At 60.8% G+C, this 22223-nt stretch carries 14 protein-coding genes and 1 other RNA gene; 7 read left to right on the forward strand and 8 right to left on the reverse strand.

Annotation, left to right across the window (positions count from 1 at the left end):
• Positions 1-146: 146 nt before the first annotated feature.
• Positions 147-243: signal recognition particle sRNA small type (gene ffs, locus AB4N84_RS01020), an RNA gene on the reverse strand.
• Between the two features lie 145 nt (positions 244-388).
• Here ffs and AB4N84_RS01025 point away from each other — a divergent pair.
• Positions 389-877, forward strand: a complete 489-nt coding sequence (locus AB4N84_RS01025; RefSeq protein ID WP_460044876.1) for a GNAT family N-acetyltransferase — start codon at positions 389-391, stop codon at positions 875-877.
• 18 nt (positions 878-895) lie between these two features.
• Here the strand turns inward: AB4N84_RS01025 and AB4N84_RS01030 are convergent, their stop codons facing one another.
• The 6 genes from AB4N84_RS01030 to AB4N84_RS01055 form a co-directional block, all read right to left on the reverse strand.
• Positions 896-2701 (reverse strand): putative bifunctional diguanylate cyclase/phosphodiesterase, encoded by a 1806-nt coding sequence (locus tag AB4N84_RS01030; RefSeq protein WP_460044878.1) that lies wholly within the window; start codon positions 2699-2701, stop codon positions 896-898.
• Positions 2702-2878: 177 nt separating this feature from the next.
• Complete coding sequence (locus tag AB4N84_RS01035; RefSeq protein WP_460044879.1) at positions 2879-4045, reverse strand: zinc-binding metallopeptidase family protein; 1167 nt, start codon at positions 4043-4045, stop codon at positions 2879-2881.
• Positions 4046-4136: 91 nt separating this feature from the next.
• Complete coding sequence (gene ligA, locus AB4N84_RS01040; RefSeq protein WP_460044880.1) at positions 4137-6494, reverse strand: NAD-dependent DNA ligase LigA; 2358 nt, start codon at positions 6492-6494, stop codon at positions 4137-4139.
• Between the two features lie 211 nt (positions 6495-6705).
• Entirely contained in the window at positions 6706-7563 is an 858-nt protein-coding gene (gene zipA / locus AB4N84_RS01045; protein WP_460044882.1) for a cell division protein ZipA, read from the reverse strand.
• A 264-nt stretch (positions 7564-7827) separates the two neighbouring features.
• Positions 7828-11316 (reverse strand): chromosome segregation protein SMC, encoded by a 3489-nt coding sequence (smc, locus tag AB4N84_RS01050; RefSeq protein WP_460044884.1) that lies wholly within the window; start codon positions 11314-11316, stop codon positions 7828-7830.
• A 3-nt stretch (positions 11317-11319) separates the two neighbouring features.
• Entirely contained in the window at positions 11320-11979 is a 660-nt protein-coding gene (locus AB4N84_RS01055) for a GntR family transcriptional regulator (RefSeq protein ID WP_460044885.1), read from the reverse strand.
• Between the two features lie 310 nt (positions 11980-12289).
• On the opposite strand from AB4N84_RS01055, the gene xdhA reads away from it, so the two are divergent.
• The 4 genes from xdhA (at position 12290) to guaD (ending at position 18609) form a co-directional block, all read left to right on the forward strand.
• Entirely contained in the window at positions 12290-13759 is a 1470-nt protein-coding gene (gene xdhA, locus AB4N84_RS01060; RefSeq protein WP_460044886.1) for a xanthine dehydrogenase small subunit, read from the forward strand.
• Positions 13752-16160 carry a xanthine dehydrogenase molybdopterin binding subunit gene (gene xdhB, locus AB4N84_RS01065; protein WP_074754412.1) on the forward strand — a complete coding sequence of 803 codons (2409 nt, stop codon included), beginning with the start codon at positions 13752-13754 and terminating at the stop codon, positions 16158-16160. The genes xdhA and xdhB overlap by 8 nt, the downstream gene beginning before the upstream one ends.
• A gap of 269 nt (positions 16161-16429) precedes the next feature.
• Positions 16430-17281, forward strand: coding sequence for a xanthine dehydrogenase accessory protein XdhC (gene xdhC, locus AB4N84_RS01070; protein ID WP_460044888.1), 852 nt, complete (start codon positions 16430-16432; stop codon positions 17279-17281).
• Between the two features lie 23 nt (positions 17282-17304).
• The gene (gene guaD, locus AB4N84_RS01075; protein WP_460044889.1) at positions 17305-18609 is read left to right on the forward strand and encodes a guanine deaminase; all 1305 of its coding nucleotides are present in this window, start codon (positions 17305-17307) and stop codon (positions 18607-18609) included.
• A 148-nt stretch (positions 18610-18757) separates the two neighbouring features.
• Here guaD and AB4N84_RS01080 read toward each other — a convergent pair whose 3' ends face one another.
• Positions 18758-19522 (reverse strand): GntR family transcriptional regulator, encoded by a 765-nt coding sequence (locus AB4N84_RS01080; RefSeq protein WP_460044890.1) that lies wholly within the window; start codon positions 19520-19522, stop codon positions 18758-18760.
• A 413-nt stretch (positions 19523-19935) separates the two neighbouring features.
• On the opposite strand from AB4N84_RS01080, the gene AB4N84_RS01085 reads away from it, so the two are divergent.
• Positions 19936-21243: an NCS2 family permease gene (locus AB4N84_RS01085; RefSeq protein WP_143024422.1), complete on the forward strand. Its 1308-nt coding sequence runs from the start codon at positions 19936-19938 to the stop codon at positions 21241-21243.
• Between the two features lie 171 nt (positions 21244-21414).
• Positions 21415-22041: a LysE family translocator gene (locus AB4N84_RS01090; protein ID WP_460044891.1), complete on the forward strand. Its 627-nt coding sequence runs from the start codon at positions 21415-21417 to the stop codon at positions 22039-22041.
• The last annotated feature ends 182 nt before the right edge of the window (positions 22042-22223 follow it).

Genomic DNA, 22223 nt, shown 5'->3' on the forward strand with positions numbered 1-22223 from the left:
GCTGTTGCCGATGAGATACAGGCGTCTGGAGGCCTGTGAGTGGGCATTTGATTCAGAGAAATGAAGAAAGTTGAAGGATTGTCGTTCAGCAGCATGGTGTTTGAAGCGGGAGCGAAAACTCCGAAGAGGATTCGTTATGGAGGCAACCCCACCAGCCACACCCCGGCACACAATGTTCCCGCTGTGGCTGCTGCCTTCCGGCTCTGACCAGGTTCACGGGTAATCGTTGCGGGGGGACCGATGGGGTCACCATAACGACGCTCGCCAGTCGGCGAGCCGCGCCATTGTACCGGTCTGGCGCGAAGTTACAACCTCTGGTTTCAGATAAAAAATTTGATAGGGCTCAACCACTTGCACGGGTGGCTGTGGACGCGGCATGGTGGCGTTCATGAAAAGCATTTTGAAGAAATACGAAACGCTCTCGGCGTTGCAGCGTCAGCAGGTGCTGGAGATCGAGTTGCTGGGTGAGCAGAAAACCCTGGTCGGGGACGCCTACGGCGCCGTGCATGGGCTGACAGCGCGACCGGCGTCTGACATTCAGGGCTACGCCCTGCTGGTGGATGACGTTGCCCGTGGCTTTTTCCTGCTCAAGCGCCGGTCGCTGTTGCCGCGCTGGGCGAACGGTCAGACGGTCACGTTGCACGGCTTGATGATTGATCGGCGATACCAGGGCCGTGGGCTGGGGAAAAACTGCCTTGAGCAGTTACCGGGCTTGGTTCGCGAACTGTGGCCTGAGACCCGGCAACTGATGCTGGCGGTCGATCTGGGAAACACGACCGCCCACGCGCTGTACCGGAGCCTTGGCTGGCAGGACTACGGCGACGCCGACCGGGCGTTGGTGGGGTTCGAGCGCCGAATGCTGCTCAAACTGCCTTAGCACGCGGAGGTCAGGCCATCAGCGCCCCAGCGCGCGCAGTTGCTTGACCTTGTTGCTGCGCTCGCCATTCATCCAGTGTTCCAGCGCGCTGACGGTCATGGGTCGGGCGATGAGGTAGCCCTGCACTTCATGACAGCCGAGCTGGCAAAGAATCTCGTAGACGTCTTCCGTCTCCGCCCCTTCCGCGACGACGCGATAACCCAGACGCCGTGCCAGGTCGACGATGGCTTCCACCAGCCGCCGATCCTTTTCGTTAGCGTCCACGTTCTCCACCAGCGACTTGTCGAGCTTGACGGTGGTGGCGGGCAACTGGCGCAGGTAAGTCCAGTTGCTGTAGCCGGTGCCGAAGTCGTCGATGGCAATGTCGATGTTCAACGCGCGCAGGCGTTCGAGTTGCTGCCGGGTGACATCAGGGTTATCACAGAGCGCGCTCTCGGTGAATTCGAGCTCAAAGCGGCCTGGGTCGAGGCCACTGATCGCCAATTGCTCGAACAGCGCGTCGCTGAACTGCGAGTTCGCGAGGTCGATGGCAGACACGTTCATGGCGACCTTGAATGCATAACCCTGGCGCTGCCAGCTCCTCGCCTGCTCGACGGCGTTGCGCAGCACCCACAGACTCAGCGAGCGAATCAGTGCGGTCTTCTCCGCCAGAGGAATGAACTCGGCCGGGCTGATCGGCCCCAGGACAGGATGCTGCCAACGCAGCAGCGCCTCGACGGTGACAATACGCCCGGTCGAGACTTCGAGCCGCGGCTGAAACACCAGCGACAGCTGATCCGGGCTGCGAACGGCGTCGGCCAGTGACGCCAGCAGCAGGAAGGCGCGTTGCTGCGCGAAATCCAGATGTGGTTCGTACCAGCGCCAGCCCGTCGCCTTGCCGCGGGCTTCGTCGGCGGCGCTGACCACCAGACGAATCCAGTCTTTTTCATCACAACGGCCCAATCCCAACGGCAGCACACCGATGCCGACGTCCATCTGGATCGGGATGTTGCGGCAGATCAACGGGCGCTGAAAATGCTTGATCAACCGGCGAAACAGGTGCTCTGCCTGCTCAGGCCCGTCGTGTCGGGTCAGCAGCGCGATGCGTGTCGGGCTGACCTTGTACAACGCCGTGTCGGCCGGCAGTTGCTCGCGGCAGCTATCGATCATGCACCGCACCAATTCCTGGGCGAAGTTGTAACCCAGCGCTTTGATGATGCTATCGAGGAACACCGGGTTGACCATGTCCAGGGCGACCAACGCATGATCGTCGCGCTCAGCCAGGGCCATGATGTCTTCTTCCAGGCGCAGACGATTGAACAACCCGGTTGGCTGATCGACATAGCTGGCCTTGCGCATGTTGTTGAGCCGCTTCATCACCAGCTGGCCATACATTTCCAGCATGGTGAGGTCGCGCGGCGCCAGCGGCGGTCGGGGTTGGTTGTCGATGATGCAGAGCGTGCCCAGCGCCAATCCGTCGGCGGTGACCAGCGGCACACCAGCATAGAAACGAATGTGCGGCTCGCCCGTGACCAGCGGGTTGTCATTGAAGCGGGTATCGAGCAGTGCGTCGGGGACCTGAAACACGTCGTGGCTGAGAATGGAGTAGGCACAAAAAGAAATTTCACGCGGTGTTTCACGCTCGTCCAGGCCGGTGCCCGCGCGGAACCACTGCCGGTGCTCACTGACAATGGAGACCAGCGCGATGGGTACGTCGAAGTAGTGAGCAACCATGTCGACGATGTGATCCAGCACCTCGTCAGCGGCTGAATCGAGAAGCCCCATGTGGGTGATGCGGGACAGCCGTGAGGCCTCGTTCAACGGTATTGGAGCGCTATTGGCCATATGCGAAATCCCTGTGCAACTGCTCTACGCCAGTAGTATCAAAACGATATTGCTAGGCAAAGTAGCACTAGATTCAACGGCCTGCAGGCACTCGCAGACCGACGGCAATGGCCGAGCCCCTCCAACAAAGTTGCAACATGTTGCAGCGCCCGGGCCCTCACCCTCCAGATGAGTGGGTCACTGAACCTGCAGCACTTCATCTGCCTTGCCGCCCGCACCCTGTATCACCAGATGAATGAAGTGCAGCTTGGTGATCACCGCTGGCGGCAGCACGAACGGGTAGAAATCCGGCTGGCCCATCGCACGAGACAGTTCGTTGAGCATGCCCGCCAGCTCGATCCAGGCATTGACGAAGGCGAGGAACGAAGGCCCTCCCGGATGCTGCGGATCGTAGAGGGTTTCCAGCTCGAAGGGCTGATAGTCGAGGTCCATGTCGCGTGCGCTCATGCCCAGACTCAGCGCCGTGTCGACGGCATCCATCATGTGCAGGTAATGCGCCCAGGTTTCGGCCCAGTCTTCCCAGGGATGCATCGTGGCGTAGGCGCTGACATAACGTTGCTGCCAGTCCGCTGGCGCGCCGTGCTGGTAATGGTGATCGAGCGCGTCGGCGTAACTTGCGCGGTCGTCTCCGAACAGATGGCGAAAACCGTCCTGCCAGTAGGTGTTCGCGATCAGCCTGTCCCAGTAGTAATGCCCCACTTCATGACGGAAATGCCCGAGCAGCGTGCGGTAGGGTTCGTGCATCTGCACGCGCACTTTCTCGCGAATCGCGTCGTCGGCTTCATCAACGTTGAGGGTGATCAGGCCATTGGCGTGGCCGGTGGTGGGCAGGTTGCCTTCCAGGTCGACGCCGAGAAACTCGAAGGCGAGGCCGCGCTCTTCATCGACGCTTTTCGGGATGACGGGCAGGCCCAGCGTGATGAGCTGTGCGACGAGCCGGCGTTTGGCGATCTCGATCTTGCGCCAGCGCTCGGCGTTTTCCGGGACGGACAGATCGGGGATGGTCCTGTTCAGGCTGCACGCAATGCAAAACTCCCCGGCGTTGTGCGCCGGAAACAGCCAGTTGCAGGCAGCCGGTGTGTCGAGGTTGGCGCAGCGACGATAGAGACCGGCCTGCGGCTCGTCGCTCAGACGCCAGGTATGGAGGTCGGGGCCCGGTTCAAGGGCAGCAATTTTGCTTTGTTCAGGCAAATACCCCAACGCGGCTGAACACGCCAGGCACTGGCTGTTGCGGAAGAACACCGACTGTCCGCAATGGCATTGCCAGACCTTGCTGTTGCGCTTGCTTTCGCCGGCGAAGGGCGCCGCGATCCGTGTGCTGAGTTGTTCGAAGAACTGGAACATGGCGATCTCCTGAAGGGGCTGCAAGCACTAGATCGTTGGGGGGTGCGGCGGTTCCATGATTTGTTTGCGCCGCACCACCTGCAGGAGCGGCTTACTCCACCGAAATATCATGCTGCTTGAGAAACGCCACGAACGCTTCTTCATCCAGCACTTTCAAGCCCAGCTCATTGGCCTTGGTCAACTTGGAGCCCGCCCCCGGCCCTGCGACCACGGTGTGGGTTTTGGCTGACACTGAGCCCGACACCTTCGCACCAAGGCTTTCGAGCTTTTCCTTGGCCACGTCGCGGCTCATCAGCTCCAGCGAACCGGTCAGCACCCAGGTCTGGCCGGTCAGCGGCAAGCCCTCGACCACCTTCTTCTCACTCTGCCAGTGCATGCCGAAGTCTTTGAGCTGCTGTTCGATCTTGAGCGCTCGCTCGGCGTTTTCCGGAACATCGAAAAATGCTCTGACAGACTGCGCCTGCTTTTCCGGCAAGGTCTGGCGCATGTCCAGCCAGTCGGCCTTGACCACGCCTTCCAGCGTGCCGAACTTGTCCGCCAGTTTCTGTGCGCCGCCCGGCCCGATGGACGGGATGTTCAGTTTGTCGAGCATGCCACCCAGCGTCGCGCTGGCGGCGAACTCGGCGCCCAGATCGCCCGTGTCCTGCAGTTGCATTTTGCATTCGCCCAGCAGCGCACCAATGACGTTCTGGTTGTGGTCGTCTTCAAAGAAACTGTGAATCTCGTGGGCGACCTCCAGGCCGATGTCCGGCAGGTAGGTCAATACTTCCGGCAGCGCGACCTTGACCTTCTCCAGCGACCCCAGAGACCGGGCCAGTACCTTGGCGGTTTCTTCACCCACATCGGGAATGCCCAGTGCGTAGATGAAGCGCGCCAGCGTCGGCGTCTTGCTGTCGTCGATGGCCTTCAGCAGCTTCTTGCTGGAAATATCGGCGAAGCCTTCCAGCTCGATGATCTGGTCGTATTCGAGCTTGTAGAGATCGGCGGGCGAACCGATGAGCTTTTCGTCCACCAACTGCTCGATGGTCTTGTCGCCCAGGCCTTCGATGTCCATCGCACGACGGGACACGTAGTGGATGATCGCCTGCTTGAGTTGCGCGCCACACGCCAGACGCCCGACGCAGCGATACACCGCGCCCTCGCTGACGGTTTCCTTGCCTTTACTGCGCTTGATCAGTTGCGTGCGCTCGACCTGCGAGCCGCAGACCGGGCAGGTTTGCGGGATCTCGACCTTGCGCGCGTTGTCAGGACGCCGTTCAAGCACCACTTGCACGACTTGCGGGATCACGTCACCGGCACGGCGGATGATCACGGTGTCACCGATCATCAGGCCCAGGCGCGCCACTTCGTCCATGTTATGCAGCGTGGCATTGGCGACCGTCACGCCAGCGACCTTGACCGGTTTCAAACGCGCGACCGGGGTCACGGCGCCGGTACGGCCGACCTGAAACTCCACGTCGAGCAGCTCGGTCAGCTCTTCCATGGCCGGGAATTTGTGGGCGATGGCCCAGCGCGGCTCGCGAGCGCGGAAACCCAGTTCACGCTGCGCGGCGATGCTATTGACCTTGAACACCACGCCGTCGATTTCATACGGCAGCGACAGGCGACGCTCGCCGATGTCGTGGTAGTACTTCAGGCAGTCTTCAATGCCGGCGGCCACCTTGAGCTCGCGGCTGATGGGCATGCCCCACGCTTTCAGTTGCTTCAGATTGCCGATATGGGTGTCGGAGATGTCGTGCGAAACCTGGCCGATACCGTAGCAGCAGAACTCCAGCGGCCGGTTGGCGGTGATCTTCGAGTCCAGCTGGCGCAGGCTGCCCGCAGCGGCATTGCGCGGGTTGGCGAAGGTCTTGCCGCCGACTTCCAGCTGGCTTTCGTTGAGGCGGTCGAAGCCCGCCTTGGACATGAACACCTCGCCGCGCACTTCGAGGGTTTCCGGCCAGCCTTCGCCGTGCAGCTTGAGCGGGATATTGCGCACGGTGCGCACGTTGACGCTGATGTCTTCGCCGGTCGTGCCATCACCACGCGTGGCACCCCGGACCAATGCGCCGTTCTGGTACAGCAGGCTCACCGCCAGACCGTCGAGCTTGGGCTCGCAGCTGTATTCGACCTTTTCTGCGAACAACCCGTCGTTTGGTAAGTCCAGACCTTCGGTGACACGCCGGTCGAACTCATGCATGTCGGTTTCTTCGAAGGCGTTGCCCAGGCTGAGCATGGGGATTTCATGACGCACCTGAGTGAACGCCGACAGCGCCGCACTGCCGACCCGCTGCGTGGGCGAATCCGGCGTGACCAGATGCGGATTTTCAGCTTCCAGCGCCTTGAGCTCGTGGAACAGACGGTCGTATTCAACGTCCGGAATGCTCGGCTCGTCGAGAACGTGGTAGCGGTAGTTGTGAAGGTCCAGCTCTGCGCGCAGTTCCAGGATTCGGGTTTCGGCGGCTTTCATACGGTGTTCTCTCAGAATGCAAAAGAGCAGCCGGAGCTGCTCAATTCATGGTGCTGCCGCGCAATCACGGCGCCACACTGCTCTCTGTGGGAGCGAATTCATTCGCGAGGCGGGCGTACAGCCGACAGAGCTATATCGTCTGAAGCATTTTTCGCGAATGAATTCGCTCCCACAGTGGGTCCTCATTCGTCATAAGGACCCGTTAGCCCTATCAACGACGCTGAGTCAGGGCGCGGCGTTCGAATTCGACGATGCGCTGGCGGTAATGCTCGATGGTCTGCGCGGTCATGACGCTGCGCTGATCGTCTTTCAACTCGCCATTCAACTCGTGAGCGAGCTTGCGAGCAGCGGCCACCATCACATCGAACGCCTGCTTCGGATGGCGCGGACCCGGCAGACCCAGGAAGAAACTCACTGCACGGGTACTGAAGTGGTCGATGTCGTCCAGATCGAACACGCCCGGCTTGACCGCGTTGGCCATGGAGAACAGCACTTCACCGTTGCCGGCCATGCTCTCGTGGCGGTGGAAAATGTCCATTTCGCCGAAACGCAGGCCGCTTTCCAGAATGTTCTGCAGCAACGCAGGACCTTTGAAGCCACTTTCGTCGCGGGAGATCACGCTGATCACCAGCACTTCTTCGACCGGCGGCAGATCCTTGTCTTCGGTGATGCGCTGAGGCGGCTTGTCGTCCGGGAAATCGTCGTCGCGGGCGCTGAACAGGCTCGGGCCGTCGACATCCAGATTCAGGTCGCCCTGCTGCGGCTCATCCTTGCGCTTGTTGCGTTTGCTTTCGCGCTCGGGGCGTTCCGGTCGCTCGCGGGCCGCGCTCATGGCGGGCAGGTCATGCTCGTCGAGCTGCGGTTCTTTCTGGGTGTCGAGGACACGTGCAGGGCCCAATACCTCGGCGGACGAGCCTTCTTCGTCGTCCGGCAGGTTCGAGAAACTGCGGTCCAGCCTGAATTTCAACTTGCCTTTACCGCCGCGCATCCGGCGCCAGCCGTCAAAAAGAATACCGGCAATGACAATGATGCCGATGACGATCAGCCACTCTCGCAGACCGATTTCCATGTAATCCCGTGCCTCTAATGAAAATTCTGAAAATTAAGGGCGTAAACCCCTTTAAAACGTGGAGCCAACTCTATGTTCTGAATGGCCTTTTACCCACGCAAAATGAAAAAGTGGACATTAAGCTAGCACGACCAAAGGTAACTTTACACCGTCTGTTACATCTGCATGTCGCGAGCATCTGTACCGCTACGACAGTTATTCCTGTGCCGTGCCTTCGAAGCGCCACTTTTCCCTCGTTAATCTGTTTGACCGCGTGGCAGTCCGCTACGCGTCCACCAGTGCCATCGCCTCCTCTACGTCAACGGCCACAAGGCGCGAACACCCAGGCTCATGCATGGTGACGCCCATCAACTGATCGGCCATTTCCATGGCGATCTTGTTGTGGGTGATGTAGATGAACTGCACGGTTTGCGACATCTCCTTGACCAGTCGGGCGTAGCGACCCACGTTGGCGTCGTCCAGCGGCGCGTCGACCTCGTCGAGCATGCAGAACGGTGCCGGGTTGAGTTTGAAAATGGCAAAAACCAGCGCCAATGCGGTCAGGGCTTTTTCGCCACCGGACAGCAAATGGATCGTGCTGTTCTTCTTGCCCGGGGGACGCGCCATGATCGTCACCCCTGTATCGAGTAAATCTTCGCCCGTCAGTTCCAAGTAAGCGCTGCCACCACCGAAAACTTTTGGAAAAAGTGCCTGAATTCCGCTGTTTATCTGATCAAAGGTCTCTTTAAAGCGATTACGGGTCTCTTTGTCGATCTTGCGAATCACGTTTTCCAGCGTCTCCAGCGCTTCCACCAGGTCAGCGTCCTGAGCATCCAGATAACGCTTGCGCTCGGACTGCTGCTGGTACTCGTCGATGGCCGCAAGGTTGATCGCACCCAGACGCTGAATACGGGCGTCGATACGCCCCAGCTCTTCCTCGGCGTCTTTCTCGGTCGCCTCGGGCGTCAGCGTCGCCAGGACACCATTCAGATCGTAGCCATCTTCGTGCAGTTGCTCCTGAAGGGCCTTGCGGCGCACGGTCAGTGACTGCCATTCGAGGCGCTGCTGCTCCAGCTGTCCACGCAACAGTTGTGACTGCTGCTCGGCCTGAGTTCTGCGTTTCTCGGCATCGCGCAGCTCACGGTCGGCGTCTTCGAGCGCGTTTTTCGCAGTGCGCATTTCGTCGTCGACGACCATGCGTTTTTCCAGCAACTCTTCGAGCTTCAGGCGCAGCTCCTCAAGGGGCGCCTCGCCCTCCTCCAGGTTGAGGTTCAACTGCTCGCGTTTTTCGGTCAGCCGTTCTGACTGCATTTCCAGACGCTCCAGCGCCTGACGCGTTGAGTCGTGCTGTGCCCGTAGCGAGCTGAGCCGCACGGCCAGCTGGTTGGCGTGGTCCTTGTGCTGACGCGCCTCCTGACGCACCCGGTCGAGCCGTTCACGCAGGCTGTCGCGCTGGGCCAGCAGCAACTCGCGTTGCTCGGTGTCCAGCGCCATGCTGTCCAGGGCTTCCTGCAATTGCAGCCGCGACTCACCGAGACTTTCCTGCTCCATGGCGCGCTGCTCACCCAGTTCGGTGAGTTCTTCATCCAGCCGCGTGCGGCGCAAGGTCAACTGCTCGACCTTGGCTCTGGCCGCCGACAGGTGTGCCTTGAGTTCACTTTGCTGACGGGTTTCATCCTGCAGTCGCCGGCGCAACTGCTCGCGATTGCCTTCCTGCAACCGTTGCTGCTCGCGCTGCGTCAGCAGTTGTTCTTCCAGCGCCGCGAGGGTCGCTTCGCGCTCTTCACGTTCAAGCGCCAGACGCTGCAGTTCCTGACCACGCGCCAACACACCGCTCTCGGCTTCGCTGGCACGACGAACCCGTAGAAAATCCCGACCGACCCAGTAGCCGTCACGGCTGATCAGGCTCTGTCCGGCACTCAGTTGTGCACGCAGCGACAACGCATCGTCCAGGGTTTCGACCGGCCTGACCTGCCCCAGCCAATGGGTCAGGTCGACCTGCGTGTCCACTTTGTCCAGCAGGCTGCCGGGAATGCGCGTTTTGTCTGCGGCCGGACTCACCAGACGTAAATCGCCCTGACTGAAACCGGCGAGATCAAGCCCTGAGAAGTCGTCCACCAAGACCGCGTGCAAATCGGCACCGAGCACGGTTTCCACCGCCAGCTCCCAACCTGCTTCGACGCGCAGGCCCTCGGCCAGACGCGGGCGTTCGCTGAGCTGTTGATCGCGCAGCCACTCGGCGGTGCCGGTGCCGGGATCGAGCGCCGCCTGTTGCAACGCTTCCAGCGAGGCGATACGCCCGTTCAGGCGTTGCAGATCACCTTGCGCCTGTTGCTGGGATTGCGAGGCCTGTTGCAGTTCCAGGCGCAGCTCCTCAAGGTGTTCGATCAGCTGTTCTTCTTCAGCCGTCAGTTCCTCGAAGGCCATCTCACGTGCAGCGAGGTCTTCAGTGAGCTCAAGAATGGCGGCGTCTTCAGGATCGGCGGCCAGCAACTGGCGTTCTTCGCCCAAACGGCGCTGACGCTCGGCCAGCCGCTCCATGCTGGTTTCCAGTTGCTGGATGCGCGACTGCTGAACCTCGGCTTGGCGACGAGGCTCGGCGGAGGTCAGATTGAAGGCATCCCACTTCTCCTGCCAGCTGTGCATCGAGGCTTCGGCCTCTTCCAGCGATGCGGCAGATTCCTCGGCGGCGGCGAGGGTCATTTCCTGTTCCGGCTCGAGCATCTCCAGCTCTTCGCCGAGGGTCGCCAGCAACGTGCGGTCATGGCCCAGGTGCGATTCGGTTTCCTGCCGCGCACGTTCGGCTTCGCGCAGGTCGTCCTGCAACTGGCGCAAGCGCTGCTGACCGTGCTGAATGCTCTGCTCGACGCGCGCGATATCACCGCCCACCGAATAGAAGCGGCCCTGCACCAGGTTGAACCGTTCGGACAGGTCGTGATGGCCGTCACGCAGACGCTCGATCAAGGCATCGGCGCTGCGCTGATCGGCCACGAGGGATTCGAAACCGATTTCCTGAGTGCCGATGACCGATTCGCGCTGGGCGACCTGTTCGTTCAGGGCCTGCCAGCGCAACGCCGACAGCTGTGCCTTGAGCTGGCGTTCTTCGGCTTTATATTCCTGATACTTTTCGGCGGCCTGTGCCTGACGCTGCAGCCGCTCCAGCTGACGACCCAGCTCGTCGCGCAGGTCGGTCAGGCGCGCGAGGTTTTCGTGGGTGCGGCGGATGCGGTTTTCGGTGTCGCGACGGCGTTCCTTGTACTTGGAAATGCCCGCTGCTTCTTCGATGAAGTTACGCAGGTCCTCAGGCTTGGCTTCGATCAGCTTGGAGATCATGCCCTGCTCGATGATCGAATAGCTGCGTGGGCCAAGGCCGGTGCCGAGGAAGATGTCGGTGATGTCCCGACGACGGCACTTGGTGCCGTTCAGGTAGTAGCTGTTCTGGCTGTCGCGGGTCACTTTGCGGCGAATGGAAATTTCCGCGTAGCTGGCATATTCGCCGACCAGGGTGCTGTCCGAGTTGTCGAACACCAGCTCGATGCTGGCCTGACTGACCGGTTTACGGCTGGTGGAACCGTTGAAAATGACGTCGGTCATCGACTCGCCGCGCAGGTTCTTGGCCGAGCTTTCGCCCATGACCCAGCGCACCGCGTCGATGATGTTGGATTTGCCGCATCCATTGGGGCCGACCACGGCCGCCATGTTACTGGGGAAGTTCACCGTCGTCGGGTCGACGAACGACTTGAACCCCGCCAGCCTGATGCATTTAAGGCGCATGGGTCAGCTGGCCGCCAAGGCAGACAGGATCGACTGGCAGCTGCGCTCGGCGTAGCGGGTCAGCACGGCGCGAATGCGCGCCAGATCTCGTGCAACCACCGCTTCGAGCAACTGACCGAACAGGGTCAGGTATTCGCTCATCTCGGCCTGGCGTTGTTCCAGCGCGAGATAGTAGAAACGGCTCATGGACGGCTGCAGATTCTCGACGGTCTCTTCCAGGTACGGGTTGTTGGCAAACGGATACGCCGCGCGCATCACGTTGAAACTGTCCTCGACGAAGCTCTTCACATCCTGGCGCTCACAACTGGCGATCAGACGCTGCTGGATCTGCAGGAAAGGCGCCAGTTCGAGTTCTTCCGTCCAGCTTCTGGCCACCGCGAGGCCGAGCAGGATGTAGAGCTCGCTCATCAGTGCGCAAAGGCTGGTGACGTTATGCGGCGTGAGCACCGACACCTGGGCGCCACGGCGCGGCAGGATCACGATGAGGTGCCGGCGCTCGAGGATCAGCAGCGCTTCACGCACCGAGCCGCGGCTGACGTTGAGTGCAGCAGTGACCTTCTGCTCCTGAATCCGCTCCCCTGGCTTGAGCTCGCCGCGAATGATCCGCTCGGCGAGGTGGTGAGCGATCTGCTCAGCGAGGCTGTCCGGTGCCTTGAACGTCATGTCTTTCCTTTAAATCCAATAGCTGCACACAAGCGGCGCAGTGTATCGCACTGGATACCTGTGGCGCAGGGCCATATGCACGGAAACTGGCACGAAATAAGCAAAACTTTGAGCGTCTCCACACCGTTTCATTGCAAGGGCATGTTGCCGTTAATCGGCCAGTCACCGGAAAAACCGTTTTCTTGACTTAAAGGTCAGAATTTAATTGACCCAATAGTCAGAACTGATAGATTCATCGGCAGGTTCAATCACAGATTCCGTTATACCTTTCCAAGATCGCTATCCATTACAAGAAGACGAGGCGCGACCCGTGATCCAGTTTTTGCTGAACCAAGAGCTGAAAACCGAGCATGCTCTGGACCCCAACATGACGGTGCTCAACTATCTGCGTGAGCATTTGCACAAATCCGGCACCAAGGAAGGCTGCGCCAGCGGCGACTGCGGCGCCTGCACCGTGGTGGTGGGCGAGCTGAACACCGATGACGACGGTCAGGATCACCTGAGCTATCGCAGTCTCAATTCGTGCCTGACCTTCGTGGCATCGCTGCATGGCAAACAGCTGATCAGCGTCGAAGACCTCAAGCACCAGGGCGAACTGCACAGCGTGCAAAAGGCCATGGTCGAGTGCCACGGTTCGCAATGCGGCTTCTGTACACCGGGGTTCGTGATGTCGCTGTTTGCCTTGCAGAAGAACAGCAATGAGGCGGACTCGACTCAGGCCAAACACGCTCAGGCCCATGAAGCCCTGGCCGGGAACCTCTGTCGCTGCACCGGCTATCGCCCGATTCTGGCCGCCGCCGAACAGAGCTGCAGCCAGCGTCAGCCCGACCAGTTCGACACCCGCCAGGCGCAGACCATCGCCCGCCTGAAAGCCATCAAACCGCAGGAAACCGCCGAGCTGAACAGCGGCGACAAACGCTGCCTGGTGCCGCTGACCGTCGCGGACCTCGCCGACCTCTACGATTCGTACCCTCAGGCACGCTTGCTGGCCGGCGGCACCGACCTGGCGCTGGAAGTCACGCAGTTCCATCGTCCATTACCGGTGATGATCTACGTCGGCAACGTCGCCGAGATGAAGAAGATCGAACACTTCGACGACCGTATCGAGATCGGCGCCGCCACCGCACTGACCGATTGCTACGAAGCGCTGAGCAGCCAATACCCGGATTTCGGCGAACTGCTGCACCGTTTTGCATCGTTGCAGATCCGCAATCAGGGCACGTTGGGCGGTAATATCGGCAATGCCTCGCCAATTGGCGACTCGCCTCCCCTGCTGATCGCACTGGGCGCGAAGATCGTCCTGCGCAAAGGCGACACGTCTCGCACCCTGGCGCTGGAAGATTACTTCATCGATTACCGCGTGACCGCACGTCAGGAAAGCGAGTTCATCGAGAAGATCATCGTGCCCAAGGCCAATGCCAAACAGGCCTTCCGCGCCTATAAAGTGTCCAAACGTCTGGATGACGACATCTCGGCCGTCTGCGCAGCCTTTCGCCTGCAGGTCGAGAACGGCGCCATCGTCGACGCCCGCGCGGCATTCGGCGGCATGGCGGCGATTCCCAAGCGTGCCGCGAACTGCGAACAGGCGTTGATCGGTCAGCCCTGGACGTCGGCCACCGTCGAGCGCGCCTGTGCTGCGCTGGAAAAAGACTTCACGCCGCTCTCGGATTTCCGCGCCACCAAGGAATACCGCCTGCTGAGCGCGCAGAACCTGCTGCGCAAATACTTCATCGAGCTGCAAACGCCACACATCGAGACTCGGGTGACTGCATATGTCTAATCACGCGCCCCAAAAGACTCAAGAAGAACTGGTCGCCCTGTTCCAGCAGGACCTCACCACCGGCGTTGGCCGCAGCGTCAAGCACGACAGCGCCGACAAGCACGTGTCGGGCGAAGCGATCTACATCGATGACCGGCTGGAGTTTCCCAATCAGCTGCACGTCTATGCGCGGATGTCCGACCGGGCGCACGCGCGAATCGTCAGCGTTGACGTCTCGCCGTGCTACGACTTCGAAGGCGTGCGCATCGCCATTACTCACGAAGACATTCCCGGCCTGAAAGACATCGGCCCGTTGCTGCCCGGCGACCCGCTGCTGGCCATCGACACCGTCGAGTTCGTCGGTCAACCGGTGATTGCCGTGGCGGCGCGCGACCACGAAACCGCGCGCAAAGCAGCGATGGCCGCGATCATCGAATACGAGGATCTGGAGCCGGTGCTCGACGTGGTCGAGGCTTACCGCAAGAAGCATTTCGTGCTCGACAGCCACACCCATCAACGCGGCGATTCAGCCGGGGCGCTGGAAACCGCGCCGAACCGCATTCAAGGCACGCTGCACATTGGCGGCCAGGAACACTTCTACCTGGAGACGCAAATCTCCTCGGTGATGCCGACCGAAGATGGCGGCATGATCGTTTACTGCTCCACGCAAAACCCGACCGAAGTACAGAAGCTCGTCGCCGAAGTGCTCGACGTGTCGATGAACAAGGTGGTCGTGGACATGCGTCGCATGGGCGGCGGTTTCGGTGGCAAAGAAACACAGGCGGCGAGCCCTGCCTGCCTTTGCGCCGTGGTGGCGCGGCTCACCGGTCAGCCGACCAAGATGCGCCTGCCGCGCGTCGAAGACATGATGATGACCGGCAAGCGCCACCCCTTCTACGTCGAGTACGACGTGGGCTTCGACAACGACGGCCGTCTGCACGGGATTCAGCTGGAACTGGCGGGCAATTGCGGCTGCTCCCCTGACCTGTCGGCCTCGATCGTCGACCGGGCGATGTTCCACGCCGACAACTCGTACTACCTGGGCGATGCCACCATCAACGGCCATCGCTGCAAGACCAACACTGCTTCCAATACGGCCTACCGCGGCTTCGGCGGCCCGCAGGGCATGGTCGCCATCGAAGAAGTGATGGACGCGATTGCCCGGCATCTGGGCAAGGATCCGCTGGCCGTGCGCAAGGCCAACTACTACGGCAAGACCGAGCGCAACGTCACGCACTACTATCAGACCGTCGAGCACAACATGCTTGAAGAGATGACCGCCGAACTGGAAGAAAGCAGTCAGTACGCGGAGCGTCGCAAGGCGATCATGGCCTACAACGCCAACAGCCCGATCCTCAAGAAAGGCCTGGCGCTGACCCCGGTGAAGTTCGGTATTTCCTTTACCGCCAGCTTCCTCAATCAGGCCGGTGCGCTGATCCACATTTACACCGATGGGAGCATTCACCTGAACCATGGCGGTACCGAGATGGGCCAAGGCTTGAACACCAAGGTCGCGCAGGTCGTGGCGGAAGTGTTTCAGGTCAGCATTGACCGCGTGCAGATCACTGCGACCAACACGGACAAAGTGCCGAACACCTCGCCCACCGCAGCGTCCAGCGGCGCGGACCTGAACGGCAAGGCGGCACAGAATGCAGCCGAAACCATCAAGCAACGGCTGATCGAGTTCGCGGCAAAACACTATCAGTGCGAAGCGTCGCAGGTCGAGTTCCGCAACGGCCACGTGCGCGTCGGCGAGCAGGTGATCAGCTTCGACACCCTGGCGCAGCAGGCATGGATGGGGCAGGTGTCGCTGTCGAGCACCGGCTATTACAAAACGCCGAAGATCTACTACGACCGCAGTCAGGCACGCGGCCGGCCGTTCTACTACTTCGCTTTTGGCGCGGCGTGCACCGAGGTGATCGTCGACACACTGACCGGCGAGTACAAAATGCTGCGCACCGACATCCTGCATGACGTCGGCGCCTCGCTGAACCCGGCGATCGACATCGGTCAGGTCGAGGGCGGCTACATTCAAGGCATGGGCTGGTTGACCACCGAAGAACTGGTGTGGAACGCCAAAGGCAAGCTGATGACCAACGGTCCGGCCGGCTACAAGATCCCGGCGGTGGCAGACATGCCAGCCGACTTGCGCGTAAAACTGGTGGAGAACCGCAAGAACCCCGAAGACACGGTGTTCCACTCCAAGGCCGTGGGTGAACCGCCGTTCATGCTGGGGATCGCGGCGTGGTGTGCGATCAAGGATGCGGTGGCGAGCCTGGGCGATTACCGGCACCAGCCGAAGATCGACGCACCGGCAACACCGGAGCGAGTGCTGTGGGGGTGTGAGCAGATGCGCCAGTTGAAGGCCGCAGCGCCGGAAGCGGAAGGCGTGGCCCATGAGCTGACGGTTTCGCCGGTTTAACAGACTGTCGTCTGGACCGACGCCATCGCGGATGAATCCGCTCCCACAGGAGGTACGCGGTAAACCTGTGGGAGCGAATTCATTCGCGATTGGCCAGAAGGACCGACGTAGTTTGCCGGGATTGTTGGGGTGTCCGCACCGCCCTATCGCGAGCAAGCTCACTCCTACAGTAGGAACACGGTCCCTTGTAGGCGTGAGCTTGCTCGCGATGACGCCCGAAAGGACAACCAGAATTTTTGATCTGCCACACAGGTGATCAGGAGAAACACATGAACAACTGGATCAGCGCCCTCGCCGAGTTGCAAACCCAAGGTGAAGCCTGCGTGCTGGTGACCATCATCGAGGAGCGTGGCTCAACGCCGCGCAATGCGGGCTCGAAGATGGTGGTCAGCGCCGAGCGGATCTACGACACCATCGGCGGCGGCCATCTGGAATACAAGGCCATGGCGATTGCCCGTGAAATGCTCGACAGCGGCAGCCAGCAAACGCGGCTGGAGCGCTTCAGCCTGGGCGCCAGCCTGGGTCAGTGCTGTGGCGGCGTGAACGTCTTGCTGTTCGAACCGATGGGCCAGCCGCACGCACAGATCGCGGTCTTCGGTGCAGGCCATGTCGGCCGCGCGCTGGTGCCGCTGCTCGCCAGCCTGCCGTGTCGCGTGCGCTGGATCGACTCGCGGGACGCCGAATTTCCGGCGCACCTGCCTGAAGGCGTGACCAAAATCGTCAGCGAGGAGGTCGTCGATGAAGTGGACAATCTGCCCGCCGGCAGTTACTGCATCGTCATGACCCACAACCATCAACTGGACCTGGAGCTCACCGCCGCGATTCTCAAGCGCGGTGACTTCACTTGGTTCGGCCTGATTGGCTCGAAAACCAAACGCGCGAAATTCGAACACCGTTTGCGTGATCGCGGCTTCGATCCGGCCCTGGTTCAGCGCATGCGCTGCCCGATGGGCCTGGCCGAGGTGAAGGGCAAGCTGCCGATAGAGATTGCGGTCTCGGTCGCCGCAGAAGTGATCGCCACCTACAACGCCTGCTTCGGCATGGAGAGCGGTGAGCAACGCTCAAACGCCGAACCTGTTGCCAAGCTGCTGCCGGTCTCGCGCCGCAGTCAGGCTCAATGAATTAAGACGAACGAATCCTGAACATGACTATTGAAAAGAAAGCTTACCGCGCCGCCATCGTCCACAGCATCGCCGACCCTGCCGAGGTAGTCGTCGAAGCCTCCTACGAGTATTTCGAAGACGGCCTGATGGTGGTCGAGAACGGCAAAATCACGGCCGTCGGCCACACCCGAGACCTCCTTGGCAGCCTCGCCAGCGACGTCGAAGTGGTGACCTACACGGACGCGCTGATCACCGCCGGCTTCATCGACACCCACATCCATCTGCCGCAGACCGGCATGGTCGGCTCGTACGGCGAACAGTTGCTGGACTGGCTCAACACCTACGTCTTCCCGGTCGAGCGGCAGTTTGCCGACCCTGGCCACGCTGCTGAAGTGTCCGATATTTTCATCAAGGAACTGCTGCGCAACGGCACCACCACTGCGCTGGTGTTCGGCAGCCGTCACAAGGAATCGGTGGACGCATTCTTCACCGCCGCCGAGAAGCTCAACCTGCGCATGATCGCCGGCAAGGTGATGATGGACCGCAATGCCCCGGATTATCTGGTGGACACCGCCGAGTCCAGTTACGTCGACAGCAAGGCGCTGATCGAGCGCTGGCACGGCAAGGGTCGCTTGCATTACGCCGTCACGCCGCGCTTTGCGCCGACCAGTACACCGGAGCAGCTCACCCTTGCGGGCCAACTGCTGACCGAGTACCCGGACCTGTACATGCAGACCCACATCAGTGAAAACCTGAAGGAAGTCGAATGGGTTAAAGCGTTGTTTCCGGAGCGCAAGAACTACCTGGACGTCTACGACCATTTCAAACTATTGGGCGAGCGGTCGGTGTTTGCGCATGGGGTGCATCTGTGTGATCAGGAATGCGAGCGCCTGGCGCAAACCGGCTCGGCCATCGCCTTCTGCCCCACGTCCAACTTTTTCCTCGGCAGCGGGCTGTTCAACTTGCCGATGGCCGAGCGGCACAAGGTCAATGTCGGCCTGGGCACCGACGTTGGCGGCGGCACCAGCTTCTCGATCCTGCAGACGCTGAACGAGGCGTATAAGGTGATGCAACTGCAAGGCGCCAAGCTGAGCCCGTTCAAGTCGCTGTACCTGGCGACGCTCGGCGGTGCGCGAGCGCTGCGTCTGGAAGACAAGATCGGCAACCTGCATGAAGGCACCGAGGCCGACTTCGTGGTGCTGGACTTCAACGCCACGCCGCTGCTGTCCTATCGCATGAAACAGGCGACCAGTATTGAAGAGAAGTTGTTCGTGCTGATGACGCTGGGGGATGACAGGACGGTCAGCGAGACGTATTCGGCGGGGGTTTTGGTGCATAAGCGCTGAGGCTCGAAGCCTGGTGTCATGAGCGCGCCCTTTCTGATCGCTCCCACGCTCTGCGTGGTAGCGCCTTTCTCGGCGCTCTGCGTCGACTTTGGACGCGGAGCGTCCAGGGATGCATTCCCACGCGGAGCGTGGGAACGATCAAACTCCATCAAACCGACGTGCTGCGCCCCGCTTTCTTCTTCGGCAGCATCAGGTGCGAGAACACCGCGTGCAGGTCGTCCGACGCGCTTTCTTCGTCGAGGTTGAGCTTGCTGTCGATGTGGTCCATGTGGTGCATCATCAGGTTCACCGCCAGCGCCGCGTCGCGGGCTTCGATGGCGTCGATCAGTTGGGTGTGCTCATCGTAGGAACAGTGCGAGCGGTTGCCGCTTTCGTACTGGGCGATGATCAGCGATGTCTGGGACACCAGGCTGCGCTGGAAGCTGATCAGCGGCGCATTCTTCGCCGCCTCTGCCAGTTTCAGGTGAAACTCGCCGGACAGACGAATGCCCGCCCCGCGATCGCCCCTGGAAAAACTGTCGCGCTCGTCACTGACCATCTTGCGCAGTTCAGTGAGCTGCTCGGCCGTCGCGTGCTCGACGGCGAGTTCCGTGATCGCCTTCTCGACCATGCGGCGAGCGAAGAACACCTGGCGCGCTTCTTCAACGCTTGGGCTCGCAACCACCGCGCCACGGTTCGGACGCAACAACACCACCCCTTCATGGGCCAGGCGCGACAAGGCACGACGGATGATGGTGCGGCTGACCCCGAAGATCTCGCCCAGCGCTTCTTCGCTCAGCTTGGTGCCGGGCGCCAGCCGCTGCTCGAGGATGGCCTCGAAGATGTGCGCGTAGACGATGTCGTCCTGGGTGCCGCTGCGGCCAGCCTTGGCGGCGCGCGGTTGTTTCTTGAGGGGTTGCAGCTGATCGTTCATGGGCACTCGTAAGAACTGAATCCGGCGCGGGGCCGTGACCGTGATCGGTAATGAGCAAATCAATAGCAGATATCGCCCAAAAGTCACAGTAAAAGTAATGGCGCATTGTACACAGTGTGCAAAGTCTGAACACGCTTCTGCTCATCAAGCCGTTATGCACACAATCCCGAAAATACTCACGACAAAACCAAAAACATTATTTGCAATTTTTGTATACAAAAGCATAATTCGCTCGTGCACGTTTCTGACCTTTCAGTCAACAAATCACACTGACAGGTCAAGTCGCCTCACGGAGCAGTTACCGGCTCTGAAAAAAACAACAAAAACGTTCCGAGGAATTCACTGTGGAAAGTCGCAAAACCGAAGCCGCGCCGCTGGATGCCACTCAACTTGAAGCCACCGATCTCAAAAGCATGCCGCCTCGCACCGGTCTGCTTGAACGCATCTTCAAGTTGAGCCTGCATGGCACGACGGTCAAAACCGAGCTGCTGGCGGGGCTGACGACCTTCATCACCATGGCTTACATCATCTTCGTCAACCCGAACATCATGGCCGACGCCGGTATCGATCATGGTGCTGCCTTCGTGGCCACCTGCATCGCTGCCGCGCTGGGTTGCCTGTTGATGGGCCTTTACGCCAACTGGCCCGTCGGCCTGGCGCCAGGCATGGGCCTGAACGCATTCTTTACCTACACCGTGGTCGGCACCATGGGCTACAGCTGGCAAACGGCGCTGGGCGCGGTGTTCATCTCGGGGCTGATCTTCATGGTCCTGACCCTGTCGCGCATTCGTGAATGGCTGCTCAACAGCATCCCGGTGAGCCTGCGCTTTGCCATGGGCGCCGGTGTCGGCCTGTTCCTCGGGCTGATCGGCCTGAAGACTGCGGGCATCGTGGTCGACAGCCCTGCAACATTGATCAAGCTGGGTTCGCTGCGTGAGCCTGGCCCGTTGCTGGCCGCCATCTGCTTCCTGATGATTGCCGTGCTCAGTTATCACCGCGTGTTCGGTGCGATCCTGATCAGCATCATTACCGTGACGCTGGCGGGCTGGGGCCTGGGGCTGGTGCATTACAACGGCATCTTTTCGACCCCGCCGAGCCTGGCGCCGACCTGGATGGCGATGGACGTCGCAGGCGTTTTCAACGTCAGCATGATCAGCGTGGTCCTGGCCTTCCTCTTCGTGCACATGTTCGACACCGCAGGCACGTTGATGGGCGTGGCCCAGCGCGCAGGTCTGGTCAATGACGACGGCCGCATCGAGAACCTGTCCCGCGCCCTCAAGGCCGACAGCGCCTCAAGCGTGTTCGGCGCGATGGTCGGTGTGCCGCCGGTCACCAGCTATGTGGAAAGTGCTTCGGGTGTGGCCGCCGGTGGTCGTACTGGCCTGACCGCGGTGACGGTCGGTGTCTTGTTCGTCGCGGCGATGTTCTTCGCGCCGCTGGCTGGCATGATTCCCGCTTATGCGACCGCAGGGGCATTGATCTACGTGGCGATGTTGATGATGGGCGGCATGGCGCACATCGAATGGGACGAGGCGACCGACGCGATCCCCGCCATCGTGACCGCGATCATGATGCCGCTGACGTTCTCGGTCGCTGACGGGATTGCGCTGGGCTTCATCACCTACGTGGTGCTGAAAGCCTGCACCGGGCGACACAAAGAGATTTCAGTGAGCCTTTGGGCGCTGTGTGCGATCTTCATTGCCAAGTTTGTGTTTTTGTAAGCCCGTATGAATACCCAAATGTAGGAGCGCGCTTGCCGGCGATGCGTCATCTCAGCCAGGGATCTGGTGACGGAAAGAACGCAATCGCGGGCAAGCGCGCTCCTACAAGGGTTCTACATCAACGCCGAAAGGCGTTTTTGCTTTTCTGATGTTCAACAAGGAGAAACCCGCATGACCCTGGAAACCTGGCTGCTGTTCAGCGGCGCTGCGCTGGTGGTGATTCTGATCCCGGGACCGCTGTCGCTGCTGATGATTGGCAACAGCCTCAACTATGGCCTGCTGCGTTCTTACCCGGCGTTTCTCGGCGGGGTCTGCGCCTCGATCTGCCTGCTCAGTGCGTCGGCGCTGGGCTTGGGCGCCTTGCTGATGGCGTCGGAACAGGGGTTCAGCGCGCTGAAGATCGTCGGCGGGCTGTACCTGTTCTATCTGGCCTGGCAAAGCTGGAAACAATCACGCCAGCCCGCAACAGGCGCCGACGTGCCTGGCGCGATCAGTCATCCAGGGTTCGGCTCACTGTTCTGGCGCGCCTTCGTACTCGGCGGCAGTAACCCCAAAGACATTCTGTTCTTCGCCGCTTTTCTGCCGCAGTTCCTCAAGGCCGACCAACCCTTCCTCGGCCAACTGCTCACGATGATCATCACCTGGACCCTGCTCGACCTGGCCTGCAAGCTGTTCTACGGCCTCAGCGCCCAGAGCGCGGCGCGTTACCTGCGCACCGGCAAGGGTCAGAGCTGGTTCAACCGTATCAGCGCCGGGCTGTTTGGTACGGCGGGGACGGCGGCGTTGATCAGTCATTGATGCCGCACACGCCTCGCCCTTGTAGGAGCGTGGCTTGTCCCGCGATCGGCGACGCAGTCGTCGTAAAACATGTGAATGCGCCTATCAGATATTGCCAATGCATATGAGTTTACGACTGCTGCGCAGCCGATCGCGGGACAAGCCACGCTCCTACAGTCATGAAGCGTCAGCACCGTTTTCAC

This window comes from Pseudomonas sp. S2_H01, from assembly GCF_054668305.1.